Origin of the sequence: Microbacterium maritypicum MF109, assembly GCF_000455825.1 — a bacterium.
Classification (GTDB): domain Bacteria; phylum Actinomycetota; class Actinomycetes; order Actinomycetales; family Microbacteriaceae; genus Microbacterium; species Microbacterium maritypicum_A.
The window spans coordinates 46,338-60,486 of the sequence record NZ_ATAO01000002.1 but is presented as its reverse complement, the minus strand read 5'-3'; the positions used below and the strand labels follow the sequence as shown (position 1 = coordinate 60,486).

General features: G+C 68.9%; 14 protein-coding genes. 8 read left to right on the top strand and 6 right to left on the bottom strand.

Annotation, left to right across the window (positions count from 1 at the left end):
• Window positions 1-110: 110 nt before the first annotated feature.
• The 6 genes from L687_RS22830 to L687_RS22805 are packed head-to-tail and all read left to right on the top strand — an operon-like array spanning window position 111 to window position 7,802.
• Window positions 111-1,448, top strand: a complete 1,338-nt coding sequence (locus L687_RS22830) for a purine-cytosine permease family protein (protein WP_021198104.1) — start codon at window positions 111-113, stop codon at window positions 1,446-1,448.
• 39 nt (window positions 1,449-1,487) lie between these two features.
• The gene (locus L687_RS22825; RefSeq protein WP_021198103.1) at window positions 1,488-3,035 is read left to right on the top strand and encodes a hydantoinase/oxoprolinase N-terminal domain-containing protein; all 1,548 of its coding nucleotides are present in this window, start codon (window positions 1,488-1,490) and stop codon (window positions 3,033-3,035) included.
• Between the two features lies 1 nt (window position 3,036).
• Window positions 3,037-4,137: a DUF917 domain-containing protein gene (locus L687_RS22820; RefSeq protein ID WP_021198102.1), complete on the top strand. Its 1,101-nt coding sequence runs from the start codon at window positions 3,037-3,039 to the stop codon at window positions 4,135-4,137.
• Complete coding sequence (locus L687_RS22815; protein WP_021198101.1) at window positions 4,134-5,252, top strand: DUF917 domain-containing protein; 1,119 nt, start codon at window positions 4,134-4,136, stop codon at window positions 5,250-5,252. The genes L687_RS22820 and L687_RS22815 overlap by 4 nt, the downstream gene beginning before the upstream one ends.
• Window positions 5,253-5,262: 10 nt before the next feature.
• Window positions 5,263-6,291 (top strand): S-methyl thiohydantoin desulfurase domain-containing protein, encoded by a 1,029-nt coding sequence (locus L687_RS22810; RefSeq protein ID WP_021198100.1) that lies wholly within the window; start codon window positions 5,263-5,265, stop codon window positions 6,289-6,291.
• Complete coding sequence (locus L687_RS22805) at window positions 6,288-7,802, top strand: PucR family transcriptional regulator (protein ID WP_021198099.1); 1,515 nt, start codon at window positions 6,288-6,290, stop codon at window positions 7,800-7,802. The genes L687_RS22810 and L687_RS22805 overlap by 4 nt, the downstream gene beginning before the upstream one ends.
• A 12-nt stretch (window positions 7,803-7,814) precedes the next feature.
• On the opposite strand, the gene L687_RS22800 is transcribed toward L687_RS22805, so the two are convergent.
• The 4 genes from L687_RS22800 to L687_RS22785 all read right to left on the bottom strand — a co-directional run bounded on the left by L687_RS22800 (window position 7,815) and on the right by L687_RS22785 (window position 9,903).
• A complete protein-coding gene (locus tag L687_RS22800) occupies window positions 7,815-8,228 on the bottom strand; it encodes a VOC family protein (RefSeq protein WP_021198098.1) in 414 nt (137 codons plus the stop codon).
• Between the two features lie 105 nt (window positions 8,229-8,333).
• Window positions 8,334-8,600, bottom strand: coding sequence for a glutaredoxin family protein (locus L687_RS22795; protein WP_021198097.1), 267 nt, complete (start codon window positions 8,598-8,600; stop codon window positions 8,334-8,336).
• Window positions 8,601-8,729: 129 nt separating this feature from the next.
• A complete protein-coding gene (locus tag L687_RS22790; protein ID WP_031206640.1) occupies window positions 8,730-9,038 on the bottom strand; it encodes a hypothetical protein in 309 nt (102 codons plus the stop codon).
• Window positions 9,039-9,162: 124 nt separating this feature from the next.
• A complete protein-coding gene (locus tag L687_RS22785; RefSeq protein WP_021198095.1) occupies window positions 9,163-9,903 on the bottom strand; it encodes an SDR family oxidoreductase in 741 nt (246 codons plus the stop codon).
• A 106-nt stretch (window positions 9,904-10,009) separates the two neighbouring features.
• Between L687_RS22785 and L687_RS22780 the strand changes: the two genes are divergently transcribed.
• Both L687_RS22780 and L687_RS22775 read left to right on the top strand, forming a co-directional pair.
• A complete protein-coding gene (locus L687_RS22780) occupies window positions 10,010-11,359 on the top strand; it encodes a M20/M25/M40 family metallo-hydrolase (RefSeq protein WP_031206639.1) in 1,350 nt (449 codons plus the stop codon).
• Window positions 11,360-11,414: 55 nt separating this feature from the next.
• A complete protein-coding gene (locus L687_RS22775; protein ID WP_021198093.1) occupies window positions 11,415-12,875 on the top strand; it encodes an MFS transporter in 1,461 nt (486 codons plus the stop codon).
• Window positions 12,876-12,878: 3 nt separating this feature from the next.
• Here the strand turns inward: L687_RS22775 and L687_RS22770 are convergent, their stop codons facing one another.
• On the bottom strand, window positions 12,879-13,706 hold the full coding sequence (locus L687_RS22770) for an acyl-CoA thioester hydrolase/BAAT C-terminal domain-containing protein (protein ID WP_021198092.1): 828 nt from the start codon (window positions 13,704-13,706) through the stop codon (window positions 12,879-12,881).
• On the bottom strand, window positions 13,703-13,963 hold the full coding sequence (locus tag L687_RS22765; RefSeq protein WP_235045203.1) for a hypothetical protein: 261 nt from the start codon (window positions 13,961-13,963) through the stop codon (window positions 13,703-13,705). Before L687_RS22765 ends, L687_RS22770 begins: the two co-directional genes overlap by 4 nt.
• Between the last annotated feature and the right edge of the window lie 186 nt (window positions 13,964-14,149).

Here is a 14,149-nt window from a genome sequence, read left to right as displayed (position 1 = left end):
GTGCGATCTGCACATCCATGGGTGATTCTCGTGCGATATGCACATGTCGGCCGTGTGGGAAGCGTCGCTACTGTGGCGCACAACCCGTTCCCTCCTCCCGAAGGATCCTCATGGCACGCACGGCGCACGCAGACGACTTCGCGCTCTCCCGAGTGACTCCCGAGGCCCGCAGACCCTGGTTCGGAATCGCCGTGCAGCGATTCGGGCAGGTCTCGGCCCTCTCGCAGTTCCTCCTCGGCGCGACCCTCGGTTACAGCATGACTTTCGGCGAGGCCGTCCTCGCCTTCCTCTTCGGCTCGCTCATCCTCGAGGTGATCATGTGCGTGGTCGGCTTCATCGGCCAGCGCGAGGGCCTCAACACCGCTCTGCTCGCACGCTGGACCGGCTTCGGCGAGATCGGCGCCTCGCTGGTCGGCCTCGCGATCGGTATCAGCCTCATCGGCTGGTTCGGCATCCAGTCGGCCATCTCCGCGCAGTCACTCGACGCTCTCATGCCCGGTGCCCTGCCGGTCTGGGCCTGGAGCCTCATCTTCGGCCTCGCCGTCACCGCGATCGTGGCCTTCGGCTTCGTCGGGATGCAGTGGCTCGCGAACATCACCGTTCCGCTGTTCCTCATCCTGGTCGGCTGGTCGGTCATCACCGAGCTGAGCCGTCACGACATCGGCGAACTGCTCACGGGACCGGCGCCCGGACCCACGATGAGCGTCTGGGCCGGAACCGGCATCGTCGCCGGTGGTCTCATCGTCGGTGCGATCATCACGGGTGACATGACCCGCTTCAACCGCTCGCGCGCCGACGTGATCAAGCAGACCGTCCTCGGTGTCTCGCTCGGCGAGTTCGTGATCGGTCTCGCCGGCGTGCTGCTCGCCCACGCGGCCGCCACGGGCGACATCGTCGCGATCGTCACCTCGTCGGTCGGTTTCATCGGCCTGTTCATCGTGCTCACCGGCACCCTGAAGATCAACGACTGGAACCTGTACTCCTCCACGTTGGGCCTGGTGAACTTCATCTCCACCGCGTTCGGCAAGAACCTGCACCGCGTCACGACGACCATCGTGCTGGGCGTCGTGGGATCGATCCTCGCCGCGGTCGGCATCCTCGGACAGTTCACCGAATTCCTGATCGTGCTGAGCGTCGCGTTCCCGCCCATCGCCGGGATCATGGTGGCCGAGTACTACATCGTGCGCCGCTGGCGCCCCGACCTCGACGCCACCCGAGACGCCGGCACCCTTCCGACGACCGCTCCGCGCATCGTCCCCGCGACGATCGTCGTGTGGTTGGTCTCCGCGCTGGTCGGCTACTTCGTGACCTGGGGCATCCCGTCGCTGCTGAGCCTCTTCCTCTCGATGGTGCTCTACATCGTGGCCGGCAAGCTCGGCTGGGTCCGTGGCGTCGGTGTGGCGACGACACGACAGGCCACCTCGGTCGAAGCAGCAGCAGCGGCCTGAGCCGCCGAGACAGACACCCCTCACAGGAAAGCGAGAATCATGCATATCGGCATCGACGTCGGCGGCACCAACACCGACGCAGTCCTCATGGACGGCACCCGCACGCTCGCGGGCGTGAAGCACTCGACCACCCCCGATGTCACCGGTGGCATCATCCAGGCGATCGAGGACCTGCGGGCCGGGCACGCCTTCGAGGGCGCCGACGTCGATGCCGTCATGATCGGCACGACGCACTTCATCAACGCGCTCGTGCAGGCCAGCCGCCTGGCACCGGTCGCCGCCCTCCGGCTCGGACTGCCCGCCACGCGGGCGCTGCCGCCGCTGATCGACTGGCCCGAGGTTCTGGTCGAAGCCACGCAGGCCCGCAGCTATCTCGCCCACGGCGGTTACGAGTTCGACGGCCGGCCGATCTCGCCGCTCGACCCGGACGAGATCCGGGCGCACGCGGAGGACATGAAGGCGCACGGCATCCGCTCGGTCGCGATCTCGTCGGTGTTCAGTCCGGTCAACCACGACCTCGAGGTGCGGGCGGCCGAGATCGTCGCGGAGGTGCTGGGCACGGACGCCGCGATCTCGCTGTCCCACGAGATCGGTCGCATCGGGCTGCTGGAGCGCGAGAACGCGACCATCATCAATGCGGCGCTGCGTGAGCTCGCATCGGAGATCGTCGACGGGCTCACCTCCGCCGTGCGCGCCCAGGGCATCGAGGCGCCGATCTTCCTCAGCCAGAACGACGGCACGCTCATGGACGAGGAGTACGTGCGCCGCTACCCGGTCGCGACCTTCGCCTCCGGCCCGACCAACTCCATGCGCGGGGCTGCTGCCACGAGCGGACTCGACGACTGCGCCGTGATCGACGTGGGCGGCACCACGGCCGACATCGGTCTGCTGATCAACGGCTTCCCGCGTGAGACCGCGAACGAGGTGAAGGTCGCGGGCATCCGCACCAACTTCCGGATGCCCGACGTGCTCTCGCTCGGCATCGGGGGCGGGAGCATCGTCGACGAGGAGACCGCCGAGGTCGGTCCGGCTTCGGTCGGATACAAGCTGACCACGGAGGCTCTGGTCTTCGGCGGTTCCACCTTGACCGCCACCGACATCGCGGTCGCCGCGGGTCGCGCACAGGTGGGTGATGCGAGCAAGGTCGCTCACCTCGACCCGGCATTCGTCGAGCGGGTGCTCGCCCGCATCGCTGAACGCGTGTCCGAAGCCGTTGACCGCATGCGCACCTCGCCCGAGCCCATCGCGGTGGTCGCTGTCGGCGGGGGATCCATCCTGCTCCCCGATGAGCTGCCGCTGTTCGGCACCGTGCACCGCCCGGAGAACTATGCGGTCGCCAACGCCATCGGCGCGTCGATCGCGCAGGTCGGCGGCGAGATCGACAAGGTCTACGCGATCGAACCGGGGCGTCGCGACGAGACCATCGCCGAGGTGCGCGCCGAAGCCGTCGACAAGGCGATCGCGGCGGGCGCGAAGCCGTCGACCGTGTCGATCATCGACTTCGACGAGGTGCCGATCCCGTACCTCCCCGGCAACGCGACGCGCATCCGCGTGAAGGCCGTCGGCGACCTCGACATGGGAGCGTGACATGAGCTGGACGATCACTCCCGCGCACATCGACGGTCTCGCCCGCGGTGCTGCCGTCCTCGGCACCGGCGGGGGAGGAGACCCCTACATCGGAGCGCTGCTCGCTCGTCAGGCGCTGACCTCCGGCGACGTCACGGTCGTCGGCCTCGACGAGGTCCCCGACGACGCTCTCGTGCTGTTCGTCGCGATGATGGGAGCACCGACCGTGATGGTCGAGAAGCTCCCGAGCCTCGCCGAGGTCATCGAACCGGTCAGGGCGCTCAGCGTGCACCTCGGCCGTCCGATCACCCATATCGCGTGCGCCGAGGTCGGAGGGGTCAACTCGACCATCCCGATCGCCGCCGCTGCCGCGCTCGGCCTTCCGCTGCTCGACGCCGACGGCATGGGGCGAGCATTTCCGGAACTGCAGATGGTGCTCCCGACGCTGTACGGCGTAACGGCATCGCCGCTCGCGTTCAGCGATGAGAAGGGCAACACCGGCGTGCTGCAGACGGTCGACAACTCGTGGACCGAGCGCATCGCCCGCGTGGCCTGTGTCGAGATGGGGTGCTCGGTCATGATCTCCGGGTTCTCGATGTCGGGATCTGCTGCGCGGGAGTCGCTCGTCTCGGGGTCGCTGTCCCGCTGCATCGAGATCGGGCAGCGTATCGCCGCCGCACGCGACGAGAAGACCGATCCCGTCGCGGCGGTCGTCGAGCTTCTCGGCGGGCGCGAGCTGTTCGACGGCAAAGTCGTCGATGTGCACCGCGCCACCACGACCGGCTTCGCGCGCGGACGTGCACGCATCGACGGCGACGGCGACGCGACGCTGACGCTGCAGTTCCAGAACGAGCATCTCGTGGCCGAGGCCGACGGGACTGTGCTCGCGACCACTCCCGATCTGATCATGGTGCTCGACGGGGAATCCGGCGAGCCGATCACGACCGAGGCCCTGCGGTACGGGCAGCGGGTGCGGGTGATCGCGGCCCCCGCCGACGAGCGCTGGCATTCGGAGGCGGCGCTCGCGATGGTCGGCCCCGGCTACTTCGGGTACGACATGCCGTCGCACCGCTTCGACGGCAGCATCTCGGCAGGATTCGTCTCGACGGGAGCCGCGGCATGAGCTGGCAGCTCACCGCCGCAGACCTTCCCGATCTCGCCCGCGGTGCGACGCTGCTCGGCACCGGCGGCGGCGGTGACCCGTACATCGGCAAGATGCTGGTCGAGCGCGTGCTGGGGGAGGGGAGCATCACGATCCTCGACCCGGACGAGCTCGCCGACGACCTGTTCGTGATCCCGACGGCCCAGATGGGCGCGCCGACCGTGATGATCGAGAAGATCCCTGCCGGGACCGAGCCCACCCTCGCCCTGCGCACGCTCGAAGAGCACCTCGGGCGGAAGGCGGACGCGACGATGCCGATCGAGTGCGGCGGCATCAACTCGATGATCCCCCTCATCGTCGCGGCGGAGACCGGGCTGCCCGTGGTCGACGCCGACGGCATGGGCCGTGCCTTCCCTGAGCTGTCGATGGAGACCTTCGCCGTGTACGGCGTGCACGGGTCGCCCCTCGCGCTCGCGGGAGAGCGGGGCGAGAAGGTCGTGATCGACACGGGAGACGACGACCGCCAGATGGAGTGGCTCGCCCGCGGCATCACCATCCGACTCGGCGGTGTGGGACACATCGCCGAGTACGCGATGACCGGAGCCGACGTGCGCCGGACGGCCGTTCCCCGGACGATCTCGATGGCCCTCGCGCTGGGCCGCGCCATCCGGATCGCCCGTGAGGAGCATCGCTCGCCGTTCGACGCGATCGCCGAGACCCTGGCGAGCACGCTCTACCCGCACCTGCGCGAACTCTGCGTCGGCAAGGTCGTCGACGTCGAGCGGCGCACGACCGAGGGGTTCGCCAAGGGGAGAGCCGTCATCGCGCCCCTCGGTGCCGACGAAGGCGACACCTTCGAGATCTCCTTCCAGAACGAGAACCTCATCGCCCACCGGAGCGGGACGCTGGTGGCGATCGTGCCCGACCTCATCTGCGTGGTCGATCACGAGACGGCGGAGCCCATCACGACGGAGGGCCTCCGCTACGGGCAGCGCGTGCGGGTGCTCGGCATCTCCACACCGGAGATGATGCGCACACCCGACGCGCTCGCCGCCTTCGGCCCGTCCGCGTTCGGCCTCACGGCGGAGTTCGTTCCGCTCGAGACGCTGGCCGCGGCTGAGGACGTTTCTCCCTAGGCTGGAGCGCATGATGCTGCAGCGCGACGACCTCACGGCGCTCGCCCGCGGCTATGCGCTGCTCGGCTCCGGCGGCGGCGGCTCGACGACCATGCTCGAGCTGATGCTCGCCGGTGCCGAGGGCTGGCCGATCGAGGTCTCGCCGATCTCGGCGCTCGACCCCTCCACGCCCTGTCTCGGGGTTGCCTTCGTCGGCTCGACCATGCTGCTGGAGGAGCGTCTTCCGGGTGCGGCGCCGTTCACCCGGCTGCTCGACGCCGTCGAGCGGTGGATCGGTCATCCGGTCCCGGCGGTCTGTTCCCTCGAAGGCGGCGGCATGAACGGGCTGTCGCCGTTGCTGCTGGCCGGGTCGCATGTCGTGGTCGATGCGGACTGCACCGGCCGGGCCGTTCCGGGACTCGACCAGATGTCGCTGTTCGTGGATCGCGTCCCCGGCCTCGTGTTCGCCTGCGATACGGGTTTCGACGGCGTCGCGCTCGTCGAGGCGCACCGGGCGATCGATGCCGAGCGTGTCGTCCGATCGGCGATCATCCAGGCCGGCGGGGTCGGCTGCGCCGTGCTGGGCGGGTTCACGGTCGGCGATCTGCGGGAGCACGCGATCGGCGGCCACCTCGCCCATGCGCTCGACCTCGGTCGGGCCTATCTCGGCGCCGCGACCGCTCCGCTCCCGATCCTCGCCGATGCGCTCGGGGCGGAGCTTCTCGCCGAGGGGCGCATCGTCTCGGTCTCCTCGTCTGCGCACGATCCCCACGTGAACGCGGTGGAGATCAGCGGGCTCGCCGGGGCCGTGCACCGGGTGGTCAGTCGCTCCGAGACCCTCGCCGTGCTGACCGACGGCCGTCTGGTCGCATCCGCGCCGACGATCATCGTGGTCATCGATGCGATCTCGCGGGAGATCCTGGAGGTCACCGAGCTCCGACTCGCGCGGAACGTCGCCGTGCTCGCCGTCCCCGCGCCGGCATGGTGGAACGCCCGACCGGATCGGCGGGCGAAAGTGCTGCCCTCGGCATACGGACTCGACGATCTGGACGCGGCGTGAACGAGAGACTGCGGTTGAGCGCGCTGCTCGCCCACGGCGAGAACGGCGGGCTTCGGAGAGTCGCAGGCCCCGAGGACACCGCGTGGGAAGCGGTGACGGTAGGGGCGGGGGAGTCCGAGCTGAGCGCGAGCGGACCCGATCGGCTCGCGGTCCTGACGGCGACCGCCCCGACGTCGACCTGGCAGCAGGACGCGCTGCTGCGGCGGCTGCGTGATCGTGGATACACGGGCCTGGCGCTCGCGGGAGCGGCCTCGTTCGATGCCGGTGCTTTCCGCCTCGCGGATCGGATCGGTCTGTGCCTGCTCGATGTCGAACGTCCCATCCAACTCGCGAAAGCGTGCTGGATGCTGATCGAGGCGCGGGATGCGCTGACGCTCAGCCAGGTGCGCAAGGTCGCGCAGTCGTTCGAGTATGCCGCCGATGACCTGGCCGATCTGCTGGGGCATATCGCCGCGAACCTCGGTGTCGGTGCCGCGCTGATCGACTCGTCGGGAGTGCTGCAGGAGGCAGGTGCGCATCTCGACGAGCGACTGCACGCCGAGATCGGTTTCGAATCCTGGCTCGATCGGGCCGGTGTCGGCGATGCGGCGGCCGCGTCGGTGCGTGTGGACAGCCCGGGTCGCACCGGGTTGCGGCTCGTGCTCTTCGGTCGAGGACTCGGGGAGGCACAGGTGCAGTCGCTCTCCGTCGCCGCCGAGGTGGCGATGCCGGCGGTCGCCGCACGCATCTTGATCGACGAGGTGGCGGCGGTGAACGACGTCGCCGTGTCCTCCGGGCTGCTGCGCGACTTCGTCGATCTGCATGGGACGGCCGACGCCGATGTCGAGCGGCGCATGGCCGAGCGCGGCTGGCGCACCGGTGGACATCACCTCGGCTTCCGGATGGTGGCGAGGGGACGACTCGATTCCTTCTCGCTGCTGCGGACGGTCAGTGCCGGGCTCAGCGCCATCGACGGCGATGCGCACGCGACGACGGCCGGTCGAGGACTGAGCGGGTGGCTGACCTTTCCGGAGTCGCCGGATCCTGATCGGGTGGAGCGGGCGGTCGCGTCTCTGCGAGAGCTCCATCTGAGTGCCCTGCGCGATTTCGCCGTCGCCACCGGCATCGGCTCGCTCCAGGGAGGACCGGAAGGACTCGCCACGACCCTCGACGAGGCGGGGGATGCGGCGCGCATCGCGGCGTCGCGATCGGCGACAGGGTGGTTCGTGCGCGTCGACAGCCTCGGACTCGAGCAGCTCCTGCTCGCCTGGACCGGGAACGACACGTTCGTCCCCGCTGCGGAATCCCTGCTCGCACCGTTGCGGGAGGGAGGGGGAGAGCTGCTCACCACCCTTTCGTCGTACCTCGACCACGAATCGGGCATCGCTGCGACCGCGACGGCGCTCGGTCTGCACCGCAACACCGTGACCGTGCGGATCCGGCGTGTGCAGGAACTCCTCGGCATCGACCTGACCGACCCGGAAGCGCGCTTGGCGCTGCATCTCGCCTGTCGGGCGGTGCAGCCGCGCTGACGCGGAGCGGTCTCACTCCTCCGGGTCGCCGTGCAGCATCCACGGGATGCCGAAGCGATCGACGAGCATGCCGAAGAGGCCGCCCCACGGGGGCACGTCCAGCGGCATCGTGATCGTCGCGCCGTCGGAGAGCTTCTCCCACACGGCGCGGGTGGTGTCCTGGGAGTTGCCGCTCAGTGACACCGAGAACCCCTGCGGCTTCTCGTAGGGCATGCCGTCGGGGGAGTCGGAGGCCATGAGCACCAGACCGCCCGGAGCATCGAGTTGGGCGTGCATGACGAGGTCCTTCTGGCTCGGATCCTGCACCATGTCGGGGAACTCTCCGAAGGTGTTGATCACCAGGTCACCGCCGAGGACGCTCTGATAGAACTCCATCGCCGTGCGGGCCTCGGTGCGGAACGAGAGATACGGGTTGAGAGCGGGCATGAAGACTCCAGGAGTGTGTGAACGGTGTCATTGCCGGCACCGCTGGAACTCAGTCTGCGCTCGGATCGAGAGGGTCCGCAAGAGGGATCCGGAGCGACGGCGGCCCTAGGCCGGGAGCGCCTTGACCGCGGCGGTGAGCACCTGCGGGACCGTCGGCACACCGGTGGCCCGGAAGACTTCGGTGCCGGTGGAATCGTGGATGATCACGGTCGGTGTGAACCCGATATCCAGCTTCTCGGCAGTATCCGGATCCTGTGCGACGTCGATCTCGGTCACGGTCGCGTCGGGGAGGAATCGTGCGGCCTCGGCGAGAACGGCCCGGGTCCGCGCACAGGCGCCGCAGAACGACGATGACACCAGGGTCAGTTCCATGTGCACCTCCAGGGGGCGCCGCGCGCCACCATGGATGCAACCGTCACCTGTTCCGTGGTGTTCCCGAGAGGCGGCGGAGGTGCTCAGGCGACGGAACGCCGCACGCTCGGTCGGATCAGCCTCGAGAGGTCATCCGCGGTCGAGGCCGAAGGTGTGCTTCACGAGCGCGCGCACGTCACGGTCGAGGCCTTCGATACGGCTCCCCACGGCGTCGATGCGAGTGTTCACCGAGACGAATCGCGCATCGACGGCCTCGAACCGCGCATCGACGGCCTCGAACCGCGCGACCATCTCGGTGCGGAGCCCGCCGATCTCTGACCTCACGCCGCCGATCTCGGCTCGCAACACTCGGATGAACAGCGTCGAGACCACCGTGACCATTCCGAACATCAGCGCGATGACGGCACCGATCATGGTCCAGATCTGCGGCTCGGTCATCGTGATCACGCTCTCATTCTGGTCGGACGATCTCATCCTGCCAAGACCACGAACCTGTATGCGGCGAGTGGGGAGAAGCCTGTTCCGGAGCAATATGTGGAGAGGGACTGGAGCAGGAGTACCGCTAGCGGGCGGCGAGCCATTCGGCGAAGCTCTGACGTCCGAGATCTGCGTCAGGACCGGGGAGAGCATGCCCCGCTCTCATGCCGGCCATCTGCGGCCCCGGCACGTTGAGTCTCGGTATCCAACCGCGGAATCCCGTCCGCCGTGCGAACGCACGCACCATGTCAGACAACTGCTCTTCCCGAGGGCCGGCGAGGTCACGCACGCGTCCCTGCGGATCGCCAGCGGCGAGTGCTGCGAGACGCGCGCCCACTTCGCTCGCAGCCACGGGCTGTGTGCGCGCGTTCGGCGCGATGTGCACGGGTCCCAGCTTCGCCCGTGCGAACATCTGCTCCGCGAACTCATGGAACTGCGTGGCCCGCAGGATCGTCCACGGTACGCGCGACGCCTCGACGATCTTCTCCTGGGCGATCTTGCCGGCGTAATAGTCGTAGGGAATGCGGTCGATCCCGACGATCGACAGCAGCACGACCTGTCCGACTCCCGCATTCGACGCCGCTGAGACCAGGTTTCCGGTCGCGGCGGTGAAGAACTCGATGGCCGCGCTCGCCGTGAGCGTCTCGATGCTCGCGACGTCGACCACCGCGTCAGCGCCTGCCAGGGCGTCGTCCAGCCCCTGCCCGGTCACCAGGTCGACTCCCTGCGACCGGCTGAGGACGACCGCGTCGTGTCCCGCTGTGCGCACCGCCTCGACGGTGTGCCGTCCGACGGTCCCGGTTCCTCCTGCGACGGCGATCCTCATCCGTGTTCTCCTTCGTCTCGGTACATCTTCTCCGGAATCGACGATGCAGGCGACCGAAACGCGTGATGTCGGATCACGCCGGAACGCGGCCCCGCTGCTGGGTACGATGGCGACTGTGACCACACCGACCGTGCGCCCGGGCATCGCCGAGCGACTTTCGCAGATGATCCGGATACCGACGGTCTCGGCCGAGCTCGGGGAACGCGGACCTGCGCCCTTCGAGGAGTTCGTCGCGCTGATCGCGGAGCTCTACCCGCTGACGCACGAGAAGCTGGGTCTGGAACGGCACACCGACTTCGGCCTCCTGTTCCACTGGGAGGGGAACGGCGCGACTTCCGACGAGCCCGTCGTGCTGATGGCCCACTACGACGTCGTCCCGGTCGACGAGAGCGACGACTGGACCCATCCGCCGTTCGCCGGCGTGATCGCCGACGGATCGGTGTACGGCCGCGGAGCGCTGGATGACAAGGGCCCGCTGATCGTGGTCCTCGAGGCGGTCGAGAATCTTCTCGCCGACGGGTTCGTGCCGCCCCGTGACGTGTACCTCTCCTTCGGGGGCAACGAGGAGACGTACGGGCGCGCCGCCGAGGAGATCGCACGGGTGCTGCGCGAACGCGGGGTGGTCCCGTGGCTCGTGGTCGACGAGGGCGGTGCCGTGGTCGACGCGCCCCTGCCCTTCGTTCCCGGCCGTGCCGCGATGATCGGTGTCGGGGAGAAGGGCGTGATGACACTCCGGCTGACGGCCCGCGGCGACGGCGGCCACGCCTCCGCTCCGCCGTCGTCGACCGCCGTCCGGCGCATCGCCACGGCCGTGGACCGACTCGGACCCACCACCTTCCGCCCGCGGGCGTCGAAGGCGATCCTGCGGATGCTGTCGCAGCTGGCCAGGCAGACTCCGGGCCCGGCTCGGCACCTGCTGCGATTGCTGAGTTCTGCTCCGCTGCTCACCGCGCAGGTCTTCGCCGCCCTCGGCGGTGAACCCGCAGCTCTCGTGCGCACCACGGTCGCGCCGACGATGCAGTCGGGCGGTACTGCGGCGAACGTGCTGCCGTCTCAGGCATCCGCCACCGTCAACCTGCGCATCGCGCTCGGCGAGACGACGCAGCAGACGGTGTTCCGGGTACGTCGGCGCATCCGTGACCCGCTCGTCACGGTCGAGGTCGTCGAAGCGAGCGAGCCGTCGCCGGAGTCACCGACGGACAACGCCCAGTTCGCGCTCCTCGCCGAAGCCCTCGACGTCGCTTTCCCCGGGGTGCCCGCGGTGCCGTATGTGATGATGGCCGCCACCGATTCGCGACACTTCCACCGGTTCTCGCCGGCGGTCTACCGCTTCGCACCGCTGGACATGTCGAACGCCCAGCGTGCCTCGATCCACGGCGTCGACGAGAGCGTCGAGATCGCCGCCCTGGAGCGGGGGGAGCGATTCCACCGGGCGCTGCTCGAACGGCTAGGGTGATCTCACCCTTCCCCCGGAGTGTGCCGGGGAACCCGAAGCAGAAGCAGGAGACGCGATGACGCGCACCCGCACCCTGGGCACCCTCGCCATCGTCGTGGGCTTCCTCGCCTTCGTGGAGTTCACGAGCGGTGTGCTGCAGGGGTACTACACCCCGATGCTCACCGACATCGCGCGCCATCTGGGGATCCACGACGCCGATGTGAACTGGCTCGAGGGAGCGCAGCTGATGCTGTCGGCACTCGTGGTCCCGGCGTTCGCGAAGCTCGGTGACATGGTCGGCCACAAGCGGATGCTGCTGATCTCGACCGCTGTCACCGCCGCCGCCGCTCTGGTGCTGCCTTTCACCGACTCCTTCCCGGTGTTCCTCGCGGCGTGGGCGCTGATGGGGTTCTACGTGGTCTGGCTTCCGCTGGAGATCGCTCTGATCTGGTCGCGCTCGCGGCGCATGGAGGGGCGTTCCTCGATCACGGCGAAGGCAGCGGGCCTCCTCGTTGCGGCGCTCGAAGGAGGGGCGATCATCGGCGCGCTCGTGGGTGGCGCACTCATCGATGTCCTGCCGCTCACCGTGGTGCTGCTGGTGCCTGCCGTGCTGATCGTGGTCTGCTTCTTCGTGATCCTGTTCGGGGTCAAGGAGTCGCCGGAGCCGACGGGCGGTCTCTTCGACACGGTCGGCCTCGTGCTCATCTCCCTCGCCCTCGTCTGCTTCACCGGGGGTCTCAGTCTGCTTCGGCTGGAGGGCGGCCTGACCAACCCCTGGTCCTGGGCGGTGGTGGTGCTCGGCGTCCTGCTGGTGATCCCGTTCGTCCTCTGGGAGCTCCGCGCCGACGATCCGCTGACCGATGTGCGGATGTTCCGTTCGCCGGCGCTCGGCCCCGTCTTCCTGACCGCCGGGCTCTTCGGCGTCAGCGTGCTCGGCGCGCAGGCTCCGCTGTCGACGTTCGCGCGTACCGATCCGACGGTCTACGGCTACGGTCTCGGCACGAGCGGCTTCGCGACCTCGCTGATCATCGGCGTGTATCTGATCGCCATGATCGCGGGGGCTCTCCTGTTCCCGACCGTCGCCCGGCGGGCCACGCCGCGCCTGACGCTGATGGGTGCGTCCGTGCTGGTCGGCATCGGGTTCCTCCTCTTCCTTCCGTTCCACGACACCTACGCGCAGGTCATCACGAACATGGTCGTTGTCGGACTCGGCTCGGGAGCGCTGGTCGCCGCGCTCCCCGCCGCTGCCGCATCGGCCGCTCCGGCCACGCAGACCGGTGTCGCGACGGGGCTCACCAACTCGGTGAAGACCGTCGGCGGCGCGATCGCCTCGTGCGTGTTCGGCATCGCGCTCCTGCATGGGGTCGCGAGCACGGCAGGTGCGACCGAGGGAACGGCCGGCTCGCTCGCGGGCTACTTCACGGTGTGGATCGTCTGCGGGGTGACCGCCCTCGTGGCCGCGGTGATCCTCGTGTTCGTCCCGAAGACCGCGTTCACCGACCGATCTGTCGAGACCGAGGCGGCCTCGGCCCTCTGACGCTCAGGCGCGCAGCCCGAGTGCGTGCACGATCTGCGGCCACGCGAGGGAACCGAGTTCCGCGTCAGCCGACGGTGAGCCTCCTCGTGCCATCGTCACTCCACCGGTGGCGATCGACTCGCCGGGCAGGATCATCCGGTGCCCGGCGGGGGAGTGCGTGATCAGCGTCGTCTCCCGTCCGTTCGCTCTGCGGCGCTCGACGACCTCGGCGGCGAACCGGTCGCTCGGCCAGACACGGTCGTCGCCTCCCGCGATGAGCACGACGACGCCGCGGATGCTCTCTGAGCGGATCGTGGCGGCTGCAGTGGCGTCAGGAGCGCGATCGAGGCTCGACTGGTACAGGGACCGGTACTCGGGCGGTTCGGTCGACGGCGACCACGACGAGTCGAACGGGACAGCCGGGAGCGGAGCCCCCTGCCAGGTCCAGTGCGACGACCAGTCCCCGTCGGCGAACCCCGCCCAGACGACGGATGACGGTGCGACCGCGACCGTCGCGTCGACCGGGTGAAGGGACGCGGTGACCAGGGCAGCCTCCGCACCGAACGACGTTCCGAAGATCGCGACGCGGTCGGCATCGTGCCGCAGGAGGTCCAGCTGATCCGTGAACAGCTCGATCGGCACTTCGTGGGGTGAGGGGCGCTGACCCGCACCCCCGAACCAGCGGATGGCGCGGACCCGGGCCCCGTGCCGTGCGAACAGGTCGGCCCGTTCTGCCTCCACGCGCCCACTCGACCCCGCGAGGAGCAGGATCGCGGTGCCGTTGGGTACTTCCGGATAGGCGTCATACCGGTCGGGTGGGGCGACCGAAGCGTGGTCTCGAAGCGTCGTCATCCGTCGCGGTCGAGACCGAACGTGCGCTTCACGATCGCCTGCACGTCGCGGTCGAGCCCATCGATGCGGTTGTTCACGGCATCGAATCGTGCGTTCATCTCGGTGCGCAGACCGCCGATCTGCCCGTTCATCTCGGTGCGCAGACCGCCGATCTCACTGCGGATGATCCGGACGAACAGGGTCGAGACGACCGTGAGCGTGCTGAACATCAGCACGGTGAACGATCCGATCATCGTCCAGATCTGCGCGTCATTCATGAATCCCACTTCCTCATCGTCGCATCGATTCGGCAAGCCTGCCAGAGCACGGGAGCCGAAGATATCGGTCGCGCACGAGAGGGGGATAACCCGGCCTCTGACGTGTCGGAGCAGGAGAAGACGATCCGCCCGCGGATCTCGCGGGGAACTCGCGGGGAAGAGGTGGAGAGGAGACCGGGCGGTGGG